This is a genomic window from Blautia aquisgranensis (assembly GCF_040096615.1).
Lineage (GTDB): Bacteria > Bacillota > Clostridia > Lachnospirales > Lachnospiraceae > Blautia_A > Blautia_A aquisgranensis.
In genome coordinates this window covers 18,064-35,053 of sequence record NZ_JBBMEJ010000014.1, presented here as the reverse complement: position 1 = coordinate 35,053, position 16,990 = coordinate 18,064, and the positions used below count along the sequence as shown (strand labels likewise).

Sequence of the window (16,990 nt, the reverse complement as noted above, 5' to 3'; positions counted from 1 at the left end):
ATCGTAATCTCTTTCCTGTTTATGTCATAGTAAACGTAAAATTAATGTATTAAAAGATTATAGTGTTCCAATAAATATTGCATCGCTATAAATCCAGTTTGATCCGATAGTTTTCCTGAATGCTATAACCATATATATTTTGTTAAAATATATTTTTTGTTTTTAATACTGTTTTTTATTATTTTTAGACATTTATTATATTTTTGTCTATTAATCTACATTTAGTAATTTTTTAATGGTTGTATCTGTGTTATGTGTTTAGTATAATACATCGCGTAAAGAAAATCAACACTTTGTTTGATAATGGATTTAAAAACTATTAATAGAATTCAATATGATTAATAGATTTTAAAGCTATTACTGGAACAAAGTTTGATTATTCAACTGCAACGAACCTGGCATTGATATATCGACAGAAACTTTTTCAGAATATGAATTGCCCGGAACGTTATACATTTTAGAAATAAAAGAAAACTAAATAAGAAAGGGATAGGTAATATGATCAAAAACGAATGGAAAAGCTTACTTCGTAACAAGCTTATGCTTATCGTAGTAATTGCCATCATCGTTATCCCGATCATCTATGCAGGCCTGTTTCTGAAATCCATGTGGGATCCTTATGGAAGCGTGGATAACCTGCCGGTGGCCGTGGTAAACGAAGATAAACCTGTCGAGTACAATGGCAAGACGCTAAGTATAGGTAAAGATCTGACGGATGAGCTCAAAGACAACGACTCAATGGCATTTAACATCGTAGACAGCAAGACAGCTGAGGACGGACTGGCAAACGGAACCTATTACATGGTTATCACGATCCCGGAAGATTTCTCAAAAAATGCTTCTACTGTAATGGATGAGAATCCGAAGCAGATGCAGCTGACTTATGAGACCAACCCCGGAACCAACTACATTGCTTCCAAACTCAGTGAAACAGCTATTCTGAAGCTTCGCGATAACATCGCATCCCAGGTTACCGAAACCTACACCGAAACAGTTTTTGATTCTATCTCAGAAGCAGGTGACGGCATGCAGGAAGCTGCAGACGGATCCGGAAAGATTAAAGGCGGACTGGATACAGCAGCTGATGGTAATAAAACAATTACCAAAAACCTGAAGAAACTTTCCACAAGTACTCTTACATTCGTAAGTGGTTCTGAAACCCTTACCAAAGGACTCAAAACATATACCGACGGTGTTTCTCAGGTCAATAGCGGTGCAAAATCCCTTGACAGTGGCGCAAAACAGCTGGACAGCGGTGTTTCTTCTCTTACCGCTAAAGTACCGGAGCTGACATCCGGTATTGATACTCTTGACAAAGGCGTTCAGCAGTACACCGCTGGTGTTGATCAGCTGGATGAGAACTCCAATGCACTGAACAGCGGTGCAGGCAGTCTGGAATCCGGTGCAAAATCATTAAGTGAAGGACTGAAAACCTATACTGATGGTGTCGCTCAGGTTGACAGTGGTGCCAAGGATCTGGATGATGGTGCGAAACAGCTGGACAGTGGTGTTGGCACTCTTACAGAAAAAGTTCCTGAACTTACAGAGGGTGTTGACGCACTGGATAAAGGTGTTCAGCAGTACACCGCTGGTGTTGATCAGCTTAATGAAAACTCTGAGGCATTAAAAACCGGTGCAAGCAGCCTGGAATCAGGTGCCAAGGCATTAAGCGAAGGCATTGATACTCTTTCCAGTGGTGCCTCACAGTATGTAAGCGGTGCTAATACTCTTGCAGATGGAACAACTGCTTATGTTAATGGTGCAAATAAACTGGCTAAAGGCGCAAAACAGCTTTCCGGTCTTGAAAAACTTGGCGATGTTTCCGATGGTATTTCCAAACTGAATGCAGCCGTAACTAATGGCACTGAAAGCTCTGTTTCACTTGTATCCGGAACCCAGAGTCTGGAAGATGGACTGAAAGATCTGAGCGACAACGTTTCTGCTCTGGAAGGCAGCACAACAGAAGAGTCTCTCAAGGAACTGGCAAACGGTCTTTCCACAGCACATCAGGGCATGACAGACGCATCCGCCGGTATGACAGATGCTGCAAACGGTATGACAGATGCTGCAAATGGCATCACAGATGCTGCAAATGGCATCACAGATGCTACAGGATATGTTGACAAAGCCGCAGGTATCGCAACTACAGTAAGCACAAGTATTTCCCAGAGCCTTATTCCTGCAGTACAGGCTGCAGGCGAACAGTTCTCCGGTGTTGGCAGTCAGATCAATGATCTTCTTTCCGGATACGGTCAGACTACCGGTGAAGTACTTTCCGATGCCAATACCAAAATCGGCACTGCCCGGGATACCATGAACAATGCTGCTGCTACTCTTCAGGCAATTCAGCAGTCTGCATCCGAAGAAGGAACTATTTCAGCCGAAAGCCTCAACGATGTGATTAATACCCTGTATGGTACCGCCGAAGGTACGACAGATGTAGATGGTTCCTATATGAGTAATTATTCAGATCAGGTTTCCCAGCTGGCAGCTGATGTATCCCAGAAGTTTTCCGATACACAGGCAAGTCTGAATGATACCGTTTCCAGTTTCAATGACGCAGCTGCCGGACTGTCTCAGATCTCTGATGGATTGAAAGGTGGCGTTTCTTCTCTGAATGATGGCGCTTCTAAACTTAACGATGGCGCTACTACCATGAATAACGGTGCTGCTGCCATGAACACAGGCGCAGACCAGATGGCTGAAGGTGCTTCTCAGCTCGCTGAAAAAACAAAAGGACTTTCCCCAAATCTGGTATCAGCCCTTTCTGCCGGAGTTAATCAGCTTTATGACGGTGCTAAATTAGTAAACAACGGAGTACAACTGGTTTCCGCAGGACTTCAGACTCTTGAAACAAATACAACATCCTTCCCGGATGCTGCTGATGGAATTAAAGCCCTGAATGAAGGGTTTGATCAGTTAACTGCTAACAACAAGAAACTGACAGATGGTGCAAAGAACCTGAAAACAGCCGGAAAACAGATCACCAGTGCACTTCCACAGGTTCAATCCGGTGCTTCTCAGCTGGCAGACGGTTCCGAAACACTGACAGACGGAATCAAAACATATACCGACGGCGTTGCAACTCTTGCCGCAAACAGCTCCGCTCTTACCGATGGTACCAGTCAGCTTTCCACAGGAGCTAAAACTCTTGCAAGCGGTGCTGCTACTCTTGCAAGCGGTACTAAGACATTAGCAAATGGTACTACTACTCTTCACAATGGTACCAAGAAGCTTGTAGACAATAACACCACTCTTAATGGTGGCGCTTCCCAGCTGGCAGATGGTTCTAAGACTCTGACAGCAGGTATCAAAACATACACTGATGGTGTTGCAACTCTTGCATCTAACAGTTCTGCTCTTACCAGCGGAACCGGTCAGCTTTCTACCGGAGGTAAAACTCTTGCAAGCGGTGCTACTACTCTTGCAAACGGTACTAAAACATTAGCAAACGGTACCTCTACACTTCTCAGTGGTACAAAGAAACTTGTAAGCAATAATACTACACTTAACAGCGGTGCCAAGAAACTGACAGATGGTGCTTCTCAGATTCAGAGTGGTGCTTCTCAGCTTTATGATGGTTCCAAGAAGCTTGGAGATGGTATGAAAGAACTGCAGGATGGTTCTGAAACACTGACAACAAGCCTTAGCGATGGCGCAGATACAGTAAAAGACAATTCTGCAAGTGATGAAGCGATCAAGATGTTTGCAACTCCTGTTGTAAGCGATGAAAGTAAACTTACCGATGTTCCGAACAACGGACACGCAATGGCACCTTACATGATGTCTGTAGGTCTCTGGGTTGGTGCACTGGCATTCTGCCTGATGTATCCTCTGGCTCAGTACAAGGGCAAACTGAAATCCGGTTTTGCATGGTGGGCAAGCAAAGCTTCCGTACTTTATCCGGTTGCAATTCTTCAGGGAATTGTCCTGATCCTGCTGTTACATCAGTTTAATGGATTTACACCTGCCGAGATGGGCAAGACGATCTTGTTCGCCTGCCTGACATCCATGACATTTACATCCATCATGTACTTCTTCAACATTACCGTTGGTAAAGTAGGAAGCTTCCTGATGCTGGTATTCATGGTAGTTCAGCTTGCAGGATCTGCCGGAACTTATCCGGTTGAGATTTCTCCGGAATTTGTCGGAAAGATCCACGCATACCTGCCATTCACCTACACAGTCGATGCATTCCGTGCAACGATCAGTGGTGGCAGAAGCATTACTACTTCCGTAATCGTAATGGCTGTACTGTTTGTGATCTTCACAATCCTGACGATCCTTCAGTTCAATCATATGGCCAAGAGAAAGAAAGAAGATAAGATCGTTCTTTTCGACTGGCTGGAAGAAAGAGGTCTTGCTTAATCATTAAGCATCAACTTAAGTCACTGACAGAAGCTCCCCCGAACCTTCTGTTAGATATATAAAAAATAAAAAACCGGAAATCTTCATCTCTGGAGATTTCCGGTTTTCTTTATTTCTCTTATTCCGCTTCTGCTGTCGGTGTCGCTGTAGCTTCTGCTCCACCGTTTGTCAGTGTTTCATATGCTGTGAACATTTCTTTTACTGTCATCTTGTTTACAAGGAATACCTTGTTTCCAACAATAACTGCATAATAGTTCGTATCATATGTGTAGAAAGTAACTGTTGTCTGGTTATTATCTGTATCCGTAAACACTGCCGTCATTTCCGGATCTGTAGCAGGTGTATACGTATCTGTAAGCCGTTTCTGGCCTGCCATATTTATAAGCTTATTGTAGAAGGTTGTAAATGTTGTACTGTCGATCTCATCGCCGTTAAGCTTGTAAGTCGTTGTTTCTGTCTCATTTCCGTCATCATCTTTGGATGTTTCACGTGAAACATTTACAGTACTTGTTTCATTTCCGTAAGTAACCTGAAGCTGATCCAGTGTTTTTACGGACTGATAATTAACGATCAGTGACCAGAGATCCGAAGCTTTTTTATCGATCACCGCACTTAATGTATCTGTAGACATTGTGTAAACCTGTTTGTTATCTACCGTTACATATCTGCTGTCATCACCGGCTTCATCACCTACGTAGATTACCTGCTGCTTATCTACAGTCGTAGTCTTCTTCTCATCAGAAGAACTGCCGTCTGAAGAGTCTGCGCCACTATCCTCTGAAACGCTCTCAGAGGCCTCAGAATCGCTTTCTGATAAATCTTCCTCCGCCTCTTCCTGATAATCCACTGTAATCGTCGCATACGGCTTATCAAGGCCATATTGGGAAAGATCCTCCGCATTATAATTTACAAACTCATCAAATGCGAAATTTCCAAGTCCGGAGGTTACATTTCCTGCTGCTGTGGTATCTGCGGTTTCTTTATCACTGCTACCGTCTGTAGAAACATCCCAGGTAGCACCGTCGGAATTTTCTTCCAGCACATAAGAATCTTTATCCTCACTAACCTGAACCTTCTCCACTGTAGAAGAATCGATCGTCGGGAAATCCTCTCCCTGTGCATAATCATAAAGAGAATTCATAAACGGTGTTACCGTATCTGCTGCTACCACATATACGGTGCTGTCTTCATCATCTCTGGAAATGTAATACTGATTTGTAGAAGTATTTTCATCTCCAATGTTGAACTTCGTTGTTCCGTCAGCTGTGGTAACTGTTACGGAATTGGACGGTGAATCCAGTCCATATTCCGTAAGATCATCTACTTTTTCAAGGACACGGTCTGCTTCTACTTTTTCCAAGGCAGACGCTGCGGAATCAAGCGTTGTCTGATTTACCGGAAAAGCAGTCTCATCCTTCTTTACCCAGGAATCATCTTTTTTCTCAAAAGTCGTATCCTTCTTATCTATGATAAATTCCAGGGATTTGATGTCATCCGTTTTCACGGAAAACACCTCTGTTTTGCTTTCCTCTTCGCTGCTGCTTCCCGCACTCTCTTCTTTCGATACATAGGAATTTATTCCTACATAAACGCCGCCGAGAACTGCCAGTACAACAACAGCGGAAACAAGTTTCGTTGATTTTTTCATTATGCTTTTCTCCTCTTAAGCCAGATTAAAAATCCTGCAACAAGGAACACTCCCGGGATCAGACCAATAGTACAGATCTTCCAGAATGCCGCATCATAATCTGTAACTGTCAGGCTTGTAGTCTCAAGGCTCTTGGACGGAATGGAAACAGAACTGCTCTCATCCGTGTTTGTCATCCAGCTTAAGGATTCCAGAAGCAGCTTCTCGTTTCCACCGGATACCATCTGATTTACCTGGCTCTCCATCAGATTTGCTGTGGAATAATAAACGATCTGTGTTTCCTTGTCACCATCCAGTTTTTCTGTGATCGCCACGCCAAGATCGAACGGACCTTCAATATCTCCGTCCTCTTTTTCCATCTGTGTGCTCTGCATGTTCGTCTTAGAGTAAGCTTTGTCAGAGGTTGTCAGAATACTGTCGATAGTTACTGTGTCTCTCACGTCATCTGTTTTCTGAATTCCCTGTGCATACGGAGCAAGTACATAGGATCCTGCAGAAGCTGTCTCAGAGCTTGCATCTGTGCTGTTGACAGTCGGTACCAGATAATACGGCATCTGCATTCCGTAATGCTGGCTGTCTCCCTCGAATACAATTCCTTCTGCACGTTTTACACCATAGTTTTCAAGAACTGCATCGAAGTTCGGAAGATCCTCCTGTGTATAATCTGAGAAGATCATGGCTTTTCCGCCAGCTTCCAGATAATCAAGAATCTCTGTTTTTTCTTCCTCGGAAATATCGCTTGTCGGAGAAGTGATCATCAGGCAGTCTGCGTCATCCGGAACCTTTCCTTCTATAAGAAGATTCAGCTCCTTGATGTCGATATTGGCTTTCTGGATATCCTCCTTGAAGCTGGAATCCAGATCCTTCTCGCCATGACCGGACAGTGTATAAAGTACCGGAAGGTTCTCAGAAGTTACATATCCAAGTGCACTTGTGATCTGTCCTTCACCGTCAAAGCCTGTGGTTGTCTGCTGCCAGGTATTATAATCAACAGATGTGGAATACATATCGCTGTATTTGATGACCTTGTTACGGTCTCCGCATACTACGATCAGACTGTTCGCTGCCAGATCGTCGCTTGTATACTCCGAAGCAAATTTCGGATTTACAACCGGGTCTTTTACCTCGACCTTGATGTGCTTTGATTCATCCTCATAACGTTTCAGAAGATTGGAGATCGTCTCATCCTCTGATCCGCTCTGTGCGATCTGGTAAATAGTAACGTCTTTATCCAGTGCTTTCAGAACTTTTTTTGTCTCATCACCAATGGTATAAAGCTTGGATGAACTTACATCCAGCTGTGAATATTTAGATGGAATGGCACCTACGATCATATTGATCACAACCACGATCACAATAAAGATTGCTGCCATAGCCATGCTGTAGGAACCGTTTTTCAGATGCTTTTTGCTGATGGTTCCTACCAGCTTCTTCGGATCTGGTTTATGTTTATTTTTCATTTCTATTCACCCCCTAGTTCCAGCGTCTCTTCTGAATGGACTGCATGGTAAGAAACAGGCAGATTGCGATAACAGAGATAAAATAAACGATTCCTGTCACGTCAAACACACCGTTTGTAAAATTATCATAATGTCCGCTCAGATTAAATACATTCAGTACTTTCTGGATGCCTCCCTGGAAAATACTGGATTTCACAACATATACGATCACAAGGGCAATTTCTCCCACCAGACCGATCACAGCAGAAATCAGCACATTTTTAATCATGGTATAGATAATGATCGCGATCGCCACGATCAGAAGTCCGAAGGCTACTGCTGTTGACATGGAAGTCTGTGAAAAGAAAGATGAAATTCCATTCATCATATAAAAAGCAAACAGGAATACGAAAGTAAGTACTGCCGCAATTACCTGACTTTCCGTAAGTGCTGACATAAATACTCCGATTGCCAGATTGGCACATCCCAGAAGGAAAAATCCCAGGATTCCGGTATATGCGGAAGCAAAGGATACTGTTCCGAATTTACTCATGATCAGTGGGTAAAAGCACATAATCACTACAGGAATGGCAAATACTGCAACCAGAGCGAGATATTTTCCAAATACGATATCCCATACAGATACCGGTGCTGTCAGAAGCAGCTGATCTGTTTTTTGCTTACGCTCTTCTGCAAGTACACGCATGGAAAGAATCGGCACACCGATCAGGAACACAAATGTCAGTGCGCTTAATGTATATTCAAACTTTGAGTAACCGCCTGAGAGCTGATATGCGGAAAAATAAATTCCGGTCAGCACCAGGACAAAAAATATAAAAAGATATCCGACCATGGATGTCAGATAGCTTTTCAGCTCTCTTTTAAAAATCGCTGTCATGACTGATCCCCCTCTTTCTCATCTGAAACCTTTTCCTGTTCTGAAGCTTCTTTTTGCTCTTCTGTAGTTTCTTCTACCGGCTTCCAGTCTGATTTTTTCTGGCCATTGGAGGTCTTTTTCTCTCCTTCGGTGAGTTCAAGGAATACATCCTCAAGAGAAACTCTCTTAACCTGCATTTCATAAATCGGGCAGTCTGCTTTTGCCATAGCGTAGAAAGCTTTTTCCCGGATATCCACATTTTCTTCGATGGAAACCTTAACTTTCCACAATTCCTCATCGCTGTCATAGGACATTTCCACACCGGTAACGCCTTCTATGGATCCCAGTGTCTTATGAACGGTATCCTTCTCTCCTTTTACCTTCATAAGAAGACTGTTTGAACCTGCTGCCAGACGTTCCAGATTATCCGGTGTATCGCTGGCCACCAGTTTTCCGTGGGAAATGATCAGAACATAATCACATACTGCTCTTACTTCAGAAAGAATATGTGAGCTCAGGATCACTGTATGTTTTTTCTTCAGACTTTTAATCAGGTCACGGATCTCTATGATCTGCTTCGGATCAAGTCCTACGGTAGGCTCATCCAGAATGATCACCTCCGGATATCCCAGGATTGCCTGTGCAAGTCCTACTCTCTGGCGGTAACCTTTGGAAAGGTTTTTGATCAGACGGTCTTTCATATCCGTGATCTTTACCATATCCATGACTTCTTTAATCTGTTTGTCTTTGTCTTTTTTCGGGATTTTTTTCAGATCTGCCGCAAATTTCATGTACTCAAGAACAGTCATATCAAAATAAAGCGGCGGCAGTTCCGGCAGATAGCCGATACATTTCTTGGCTTCCTCCGGTTCTTCCAGAATATCATGACCATCGATCATTACTTTTCCTTCTGTAGAAGCAATGTATCCGGTGATCATGTTCATTGTTGTTGATTTTCCTGCACCGTTCGGTCCCAGGAATCCGTAAATTTTCCCCTTTTCGATTTGAAAGGAAAGGTGGTCTACTGCAGTATGATCGCCATACTTTTTGACCAGATTACTTACTTCGATCAATTTACTCTCCTCCTTTTATTATAAGACACCTTTTACGAAGGCATCTGGCCAAAGATAAGAACTTTTTTACTCCGGCTTTCTTTTACACAATAGAAAATGCTCCTGGATGAAACAGAGAATGGGGGAATCCAGGAGCATCTCTATCACTTTATAGTGTAAAAATAATTTGTGATAAAAGTAGGATGAATGTGTGATATTTTTGTGAAACAGAATGATCTTTTATGCCAGTGGCTCTCGAAGTGGTGTACCGGCTTTTCTCGGGTATTTTCCCGGAGTCGTTTTTACTTTTTCGATGATAACAAGAGAACGTCTGATCTCAGATCCCGGAAGATCAAAATACTGAATATCACGGATCTTTCCGCCGAGGATCTTTACTGCCTTCTCTGCTGCTTCTGCTTCTTCTTTTACAGAACCGGATTTATAGGATACAAAAAGTCCTCCGACCTTTACATATGGGAGACAGTATTCGGACAGGGTTGCCAGTCCGGATACAGCTCTGGACACGCAGAGATCATATTTTTCCCGGTAAGATTTATTTTGGGCATACTCTTCGGCTCTTCCGTGAATCGCTGTGATTCCGTCAAGACCAAGAAGCTCGAAAGTTTCCTGGAGAAATTTTACTCTCTTGTTCAAAGAATCCAGAAGGCAGGCTTCCACCTCCGGAAAAGCGATTTTCAACGGAACTCCCGGGAATCCTGCTCCTGTTCCTATATCCATGACAGTTTTTACTTTTGTCATATCCACTGCCTTGACACAGCAGAGACTGTCCAGAAAATGTTTCACGAGAACCTCATCAAATTCTGTGATTCCGGTCAGGTTCATGACTTTGTTTTTTTCTACAAGATATTCATAAAACTGGATAAACTGGTGTTTCTGAGTGTCATTCAGAGTAATCCCAAGCTCTTCGCAGCCTTTTTCAAGGATTTCTAAGTTGTACATGTATTTTCCTCTCTATTTCATTATTTATTCGGTATCTCTTAATGTTTATGACCGGATCTGCTCTCCAGGTATACAAGAAGCACGGAAATATCTGCCGGGGATACGCCGGAGATTCGGGATGCCTGACCGATAGATACCGGTCTGTACGCTTCCAGCTTCTGGCGTGCTTCGATACGAAGGCTTCCTACCTCTTCATAATCGATGTCTTCCGGAAGCTTTTTCTGCTCCAGTTTCTTGAACTGCTCTACCTGCTTCATCTGGCGGCGGATATAGCCGTCATACTTGATGTTGATCTCTACCTGCTGGCATACATCTTCCGGAAGCTCCGGTCTTTCCTTATCGATCGGTGCCAGTGCTACATAAGTAAGCTCCGGTCTGCGGATCAGCTCTGCAATGGTTGTTCCGGATTTCAGCAGTGTGCTTCCAAGGGATTCCAGAAGGCTCTGTACCTCTGCAGATGCGCCGATATTTGTATGTTCAACACGCTGGATCTCTTCCTGGATCCGGCGCTCTTTTTCCAGTAATTTATTGTAGGTTTCATCATCTACCAGGCCGACCTCCCAGCCTTTTTTGCGAAGACGGAGATCTGCATTATCCTGACGGAGAAGCAGGCGATACTCAGCACGGCTTGTCATCATTCGGTATGGCTCATGGTTTTCTTTTGTTACGAGGTCATCAATAAGAACTCCGATGTATGCTTCGGAGCGGTCAAGTATCAGCTGTTCTTTTCCTTTTACTTCCATGGCTGCATTGATTCCTGCGATCAGTCCCTGAGCCGCAGCTTCCTCGTAGCCTGAACTTCCGTTAAACTGTCCGCCGCTGAAAAGTCCTTTGATCTTTTTGAATTCCAGTGTCGGATAGAGCTGGCGTGGATTAATGCAGTCGTACTCGATGGCATAAGCATTTTTTACAATTTTTGCGTGTTCCAGGCCTGGTACAGAATGGTACATTTCGTACTGAACATCTTCCGGAAGGGAACTTGACATTCCACCAATGTACATTTCATTTGTGTAAAGACCTTCCGGTTCGATGAATACCTGATGACGTTTTTTATCTGCAAAACGTACTACTTTATCCTCAATGGACGGACAGTATCTTGGGCCGGTTCCTTCAATCATACCGGAATACAGCGGGGATCTGTCCAGATTTGCACGGATGATTTCGTGTGTTTTTTCATTTGTATAGGTCAACCAGCAGGATTTCTGCTCGATCTGTACGGATTCCGGGTCTGTTGAGAAGGAGAACGGAACTACCTTTTTGTCTCCGAATTGTTCTTCCATCTTGGAATAATCAATGGTGTTTCCGGCGATTCGGGCCGGTGTTCCTGTTTTGAAACGGAACATTTCGATTCCCAGTTTTTTCAGGGAATCAGTGAGATAATTGGCTGCCTGAAGTCCGTTTGGTCCCGTATAGTTGCTTACATCGCCGTAGATACAGCGGGCTTTGAGGTAGGTTCCTGTACAGAGAACGACTGCTTTTGCATGATAGGTAGCTCCGGAGAATGTTTTTACTCCCGTAATGTGTCCGTCTTCTACAAGAAGCTTGGTTACTTCTCCCTGGCGGATGGTAAGATTCTCTGTGTTTTCAAGTGTTTTTCTCATTTCTGTGCTGTAGGCCTGTTTGTCTGCCTGTGCACGAAGGGAATGTACGGCTGGTCCTTTGGACTGGTTGAGCATCTTGGACTGAATGAATGTCTTGTCGATATTTTTTCCCATTTCTCCACCAAGGGCGTCCAGCTCGCGGACGAGGTGACCTTTGGAGCTGCCGCCTACGTTGGGGTTACATGGCATCAGTGCGATGCTGTCTACGCTGACTGTGAACATGACGGTCTGGAGTCCCAGACGGGCGCAGGCTAATGCGGCTTCGCAGCCGGCGTGGCCGGCGCCTACTACTACGATATCAAAAAACTGTTCCAGGTTTTTCATGCTTTTTCTCCTTTTTTCTTTATGTTCTGATTCTTTTTTATTTTGGTAAATTTGAAAACCGCAAAGGGGCCATAAAGCCATGGCCCCTCTGCATTCCTTTGCTCTATTTACCCATGCAGAATTTCGAGAATATCTCATTTACTAAATCCTCACCCATGGATTCTCCCAGAATCCGACCGAGACTTTCGTAGGCGTCGGTAAGGTCTATGGAATAGAAGTCTTCGGGCATGCCGGACTGAATGCTGGTTTGTACCAGAGTTAGGCTTTCCTGTGCTTTCAGGAGCTCCTGTCTGTGGCGTTCGTTGGTGATATAGACTTCGTCGTTAAAGTTGATCTCCCCGCTGAAGAACATTTCACGGATCTTTTCTTCCAGTTCTTCGATTCCTGTCTCTTCTTTTGCGGATATCGGGATTACCGGCTGATTTATTCTGCTCTTTAAATCTTCTATATCTATGGCTGGTTTAAGATCTGTCTTGCTGTAGAGAACAATTGTCTTTTTCTCTTGCAAAATTTTTATGATTTCTTCATCGTTTTCATCTAACGGTACGGACGAATCTACGACATACAGGATCAGATCTGCGTCTGCTGCCATTTCTTTTGCTTTGGACACACCTATTTTTTCTACGATATCCTCTGTCTGGCGAATTCCTGCTGTATCTGCCAGCTTTAATGTTATTCCATGCAGATTAATATACTCTTCCAGTACATCCCTCGTAGTTCCTGCGATATCTGTTACAATGGCTCTGTCTTCTCCCAGCAGCAGATTTAAGAGAGATGATTTTCCTGCGTTTGGTTTTCCCAATATAACGGTCCGGATGCCTTCCTGAATGATCTTTCCGTCTCCAGATGTTTTCAGCAGTCCCTGTATTTTTTCTTTCTCTTCTGCTACAATCTCCTCTAATTCTTCCGAATATCCTGTCAGATCATAGTGCTCCGGATCGTCTAATGCTGATTCAATGTACGCTATATGGTACAGTAATTTTTTTCTTATTTGCTGTACTGTTTTTCGGACTGAACCTCTTAATTGGCTCACAGAATTCCTTAATGAGTACTCATTTTTGGACTGTATTACATCCATAACGGCCTCTGCCTGGGACAGATCGATCCTTCCGTTAAGGAATGCACGCTTGGTAAACTCACCCGGTTCTGCAATTTCTGCCCCATGTTTCAGCACAGTTTCCAGCACTTTTTTCATGGCAAGAACACCGCCATGACAGTCAATTTCAATAGTGTCTTCTCCTGTATAAGTGCGAGGTGCCCGCATGGCCATTACCAGGACTTCGTCTACCATTTCTTCGTTATCATATATATATCCATAGTGAATTGTATGGCTTGGAACATTTTCCAGAGATTTTTTTCCGCCCTTGGAACGGTATACTTTTGCTGCGATCTCAAAGGCTTCCGGACCGCTGATTCTTACGATACCGATGCCGGATGCACTCATAGCTGTGGAGATTGCTGCGATGGTTGTCTCTTCCATTCTTCACTCTCCTTTTCTGAACTATTATTCAAACTTTTCTGTGGACACAAAAAAAGTTATCCCGGAAAAGCTTTTTTTTACACGCAAAAACACGTGTTATTCACGCTTTCACCTAGAATAACATCTCTTCATGATTATAAATAATTGTCGCAGATATTGCAATGCTAAATTCCAGTTTCACATAAAAAAACAAGCCACACCCCCGGAGCATACGCTCCGGGTGCGGCTTGTCGTACTGAAATCAATAATTATTGCGTTTCAGCTTTACCACTACATGTCTGTAAGGTTCTTCACCCTCACTGACTGTCTCTACATAGCGGTTGCCCTGCAGAGATGCGTGGATGATTCTTCTTTCGTACGGATTCATCGGTTCCAGAACTACCGGTTTTCTGGTTTTCTTCACCTTGAAAGCGATTCCTCTTGCAAGGTTCTCCAGAGTTTCTTTACGACGGCGTCTGTAATCCTCTGTATCAAGTTTTACTCGAATGTAAGTGGACTCGCCCTTGTTTACTACAAGGCTTGTCAGATACTGGAGAGAATCCAGTGTCTGTCCTCTTTTTCCAATGAGGATACCCATGTCCTCACCTTCAAAATCTACATCAAGAGAACCATCTGCTGTATTGTATTTGGATGTGATCTCCACTTCTCCAAGATCCATGGAACCAAATACATCGCGAAGAAATACAACTGCTCTCTCTTCGATCTCTTTGATCTTCTCCGGATCAGTGATGATCTCAACCGGTCTTCCCTGCTTCGGTGCCTTCTCACGTGTTTCCTTCGGCTGAGGCTCCTTCGGCGCTCTCGGCTGTTTCTCACGTGCAGGTTTTGCCTTCGGCTGGAAGTCTTTTGCCGGTTTCTCTTTTGGCTGTGCATTCTTTACAGGTGCCTCTTCAGATGTTTTCTCTTCCTGTTCTGCTTCTGCTTTCACCGGTTTCTTCTCCTTTACAGGAGCAGCTTTCGGTGCAGCTTCTTTCTTCATATTCGGAGTAAACGGCTTGTCTAATTTCTTCTCATCTTTAATAGCATCCAGTTTAACGGACTCTACCAGATTTTCGATCTCCTGCATATCAGAAACTGGCTCGATTCTGCGAACTTTGATCACGGCAGGTTTGCTGCCGATTCCGAAGAATCCGGAGCTGCCTTCACTGATAACCTGAATATCAAGCTGGTCACTGGAAGTTCCAAGCTCAAGACACGCTTTTGTGATAGCTTCATTCTTTGTTTTTGCTGAAAACTGAATGTAATCCTCCATTACGAACCCCTCCGTTCCTGATTATTTCTTCTTATTTCTCTCGTCAAAATCTCTTACGAGATTAGCTTTGGATGTGATACTTCCTGCTTTTGCATTTCTTGACTTCGCATAAGCTTCATCAACCTTGCGAGCTCTGTCTGAAGCACCATTGTTTCCGCTGTTACCCTTATCAATTACAGGTTTATTGATATTCTTGGCGGACTGATGAGCCTGATTTGTAATCTTCTGCGGCGGAAGTCCTTCCTTCGCACGTTTCGCTTCGATCTTCTTCATATTCTCATTAACCAGATCATCAATGTTCATCTTATCAAGATGACGATTGATTGCAAACTGCTGGGCACTTCGAACGACAGCACTGGCGATCCAGTAGATACCAAGACCAACCGGGAATGTGAAACAGAAGAATGCAGACATCAGAGGCATAACCATGTTCATGGTCTTCATGGAGTTTGCCATTGCGCTGGCCTGATCATTTCCGTCTGCCGGCTGTGTTGCTGCCTGTGGCATAAGCTTCAGGTTCAGCATCTGAGTTGCCCATGCAAGAACCGGGATCAGAAGTGCTACGATCGCAAGTAACAGAGAACCATGATTTTTGAAGAATTCCATGATATAATACAGCGGCTGGTCTGCGATATTCAGGCCACAGAAGCCCTGCATCTTGGAAATATTGCCGGATGCTTTTGTGATCGCATCAGAAAATCCTGAAAACTGATCCATCTGTGCCAGCTCTTTCCACTGGGAAGGGGAAAGTGCATACAGAAAATCAACAATAGAGTTACTTGTAGCATTTCCGGCACTGTCCATAACGAGACGTACTCGTGTCATGGAATGGTCTGTGATAAACTGCTGCAGGATATCTGTGTATCCGTTTACAGCTACCAGGTTATCAACTACACCAGTAAAAATGTTCTTTACACTTCCAACGTAAGCAGGAATCCGGTAGATAACCTGATACAGAGCAAACAGAATAGGCATCTGAATGGCTAACTGTACACAGCTACCGGTTGGAGAAACACCATATTTCTGATAAACAGCCTGGGTTTCTTCGTTCATTTTCATCATAGAGTCCTGATCTTTTTTACCCTGATATTTCTTCTGGACCTTCTGGATCTCAGGCTGCATGATGGCACTTAACTTGGAAAATTTCTGCTGCTTGATCTGCAGCGGTGTCATAAAGGCAAAGATAAGAATACTGAAGATAATGATACAAAGACCAATGTTCTGGATTCCGAACAGGCCGTCAAGCATCTTATATATGCCATCCATGATCCATCCCATCACAGACGCGATCTGTCCGATAATAGGAGTTCCGGTTTTTGTTGCTAAAAACAGTTCCAAATTCATTTCCTCCTAGACTTCTTATTCAATTGTAAAAGTCCGGTAACTGCCCTGCCCCGGGAAAAGAGACAAAACAGTCACAAAATAATTCATGGCACAGGGTCATAGCCTCCGTGGGAAAAAGGATTGCATCGCAATATCCTCCATACCGCAAGAAGGCTTCCCTTAAATGCGCCATATTTTTCGATTGCTTCTAAACCATATTGAGAACATGTGGGAATATAAGGACATTTCGTTCTCTTCATCGGCGAGATATATTTTTGATAGAGTCTTATCATCTTAATCAGAAATTTCTTTATCATGTTCATTCCCTGTTATATGATGCTTTTTTGCAAGATGCAAAAGTGCACTCTCGATCTCGTGAAAGCCTTTATCTTTCGCTCCGGCTCTCGCTACAACTACAATATCAAGGTTACTGTCAAAATCTGTTTCGTTGAGACGATAGCTTTCTCTGATCAATCTGGTGAGTCTGTGGCGAACCACACTATTCCCTACTTTTTTACTTACTGATATTCCCAGACGATTCTTCTTGTGCTGATTCTTCAGCACGTACATCACCAGAAGCCGATTTGCGTATGATGTTCCGTTCTGATATACAACTCTGAAATCTTGATTCTTTTTTAAGGACTCTGATCTTATCAAACGAATCCT

At 43.5% G+C, this 16,990-nt stretch carries 12 protein-coding genes; 1 reads left to right on the top strand and 11 read right to left on the bottom strand.

The genetic code is table 11. From position 1 onward, the window contains the following. Positions 1-498 precede the first annotated feature (498 nt). Positions 499-4,368 carry a YhgE/Pip family protein gene (locus WMO28_RS11785; RefSeq protein ID WP_349057102.1) on the top strand — a complete coding sequence of 1,290 codons (3,870 nt, stop codon included), beginning with the start codon at positions 499-501 and terminating at the stop codon, positions 4,366-4,368. Positions 4,369-4,486: 118 nt separating this feature from the next. Here the strand turns inward: WMO28_RS11785 and WMO28_RS11780 are convergent, their stop codons facing one another. The 11 genes from WMO28_RS11780 to rnpA form a co-directional block, all read right to left on the bottom strand. Beyond that, complete coding sequence (locus WMO28_RS11780; protein ID WP_349057100.1) at positions 4,487-6,016, bottom strand: DUF4340 domain-containing protein; 1,530 nt, start codon at positions 6,014-6,016, stop codon at positions 4,487-4,489. After that, entirely contained in the window at positions 6,016-7,476 is a 1,461-nt protein-coding gene (locus WMO28_RS11775; protein ID WP_349057099.1) for a Gldg family protein, read from the bottom strand. Before WMO28_RS11775 ends, WMO28_RS11780 begins: the two co-directional genes overlap by 1 nt. Before the next feature lie 13 nt (positions 7,477-7,489). Next, complete coding sequence (locus tag WMO28_RS11770) at positions 7,490-8,353, bottom strand: ABC transporter permease subunit (protein ID WP_178644161.1); 864 nt, start codon at positions 8,351-8,353, stop codon at positions 7,490-7,492. Beyond that, positions 8,350-9,405 (bottom strand): ABC transporter ATP-binding protein, encoded by a 1,056-nt coding sequence (locus WMO28_RS11765; protein WP_349057097.1) that lies wholly within the window; start codon positions 9,403-9,405, stop codon positions 8,350-8,352. The genes WMO28_RS11770 and WMO28_RS11765 overlap by 4 nt, the downstream gene beginning before the upstream one ends. Before the next feature lie 219 nt (positions 9,406-9,624). Next, on the bottom strand, positions 9,625-10,344 hold the full coding sequence (rsmG, locus tag WMO28_RS11760; protein WP_178644166.1) for a 16S rRNA (guanine(527)-N(7))-methyltransferase RsmG: 720 nt from the start codon (positions 10,342-10,344) through the stop codon (positions 9,625-9,627). Positions 10,345-10,382: 38 nt separating this feature from the next. Then, positions 10,383-12,269, bottom strand: a complete 1,887-nt coding sequence (gene mnmG / locus WMO28_RS11755) for a tRNA uridine-5-carboxymethylaminomethyl(34) synthesis enzyme MnmG (protein ID WP_349057095.1) — start codon at positions 12,267-12,269, stop codon at positions 10,383-10,385. A gap of 103 nt (positions 12,270-12,372) precedes the next feature. Further along, positions 12,373-13,749 (bottom strand): tRNA uridine-5-carboxymethylaminomethyl(34) synthesis GTPase MnmE, encoded by a 1,377-nt coding sequence (mnmE, locus tag WMO28_RS11750; protein ID WP_349057094.1) that lies wholly within the window; start codon positions 13,747-13,749, stop codon positions 12,373-12,375. A gap of 241 nt (positions 13,750-13,990) precedes the next feature. Beyond that, complete coding sequence (gene jag, locus WMO28_RS11745; RefSeq protein WP_349057093.1) at positions 13,991-15,001, bottom strand: RNA-binding cell elongation regulator Jag/EloR; 1,011 nt, start codon at positions 14,999-15,001, stop codon at positions 13,991-13,993. 21 nt (positions 15,002-15,022) lie between these two features. Next, entirely contained in the window at positions 15,023-16,345 is a 1,323-nt protein-coding gene (locus WMO28_RS11740; RefSeq protein WP_349057092.1) for a membrane protein insertase YidC, read from the bottom strand. A gap of 83 nt (positions 16,346-16,428) precedes the next feature. Beyond that, positions 16,429-16,641, bottom strand: coding sequence for a membrane protein insertion efficiency factor YidD (gene yidD, locus WMO28_RS11735; protein ID WP_092072376.1), 213 nt, complete (start codon positions 16,639-16,641; stop codon positions 16,429-16,431). Further along, a complete protein-coding gene (gene rnpA / locus WMO28_RS11730; RefSeq protein WP_178644176.1) occupies positions 16,619-16,981 on the bottom strand; it encodes a ribonuclease P protein component in 363 nt (120 codons plus the stop codon). The genes yidD and rnpA overlap by 23 nt, the downstream gene beginning before the upstream one ends. Between the last annotated feature and the right edge of the window lie 9 nt (positions 16,982-16,990).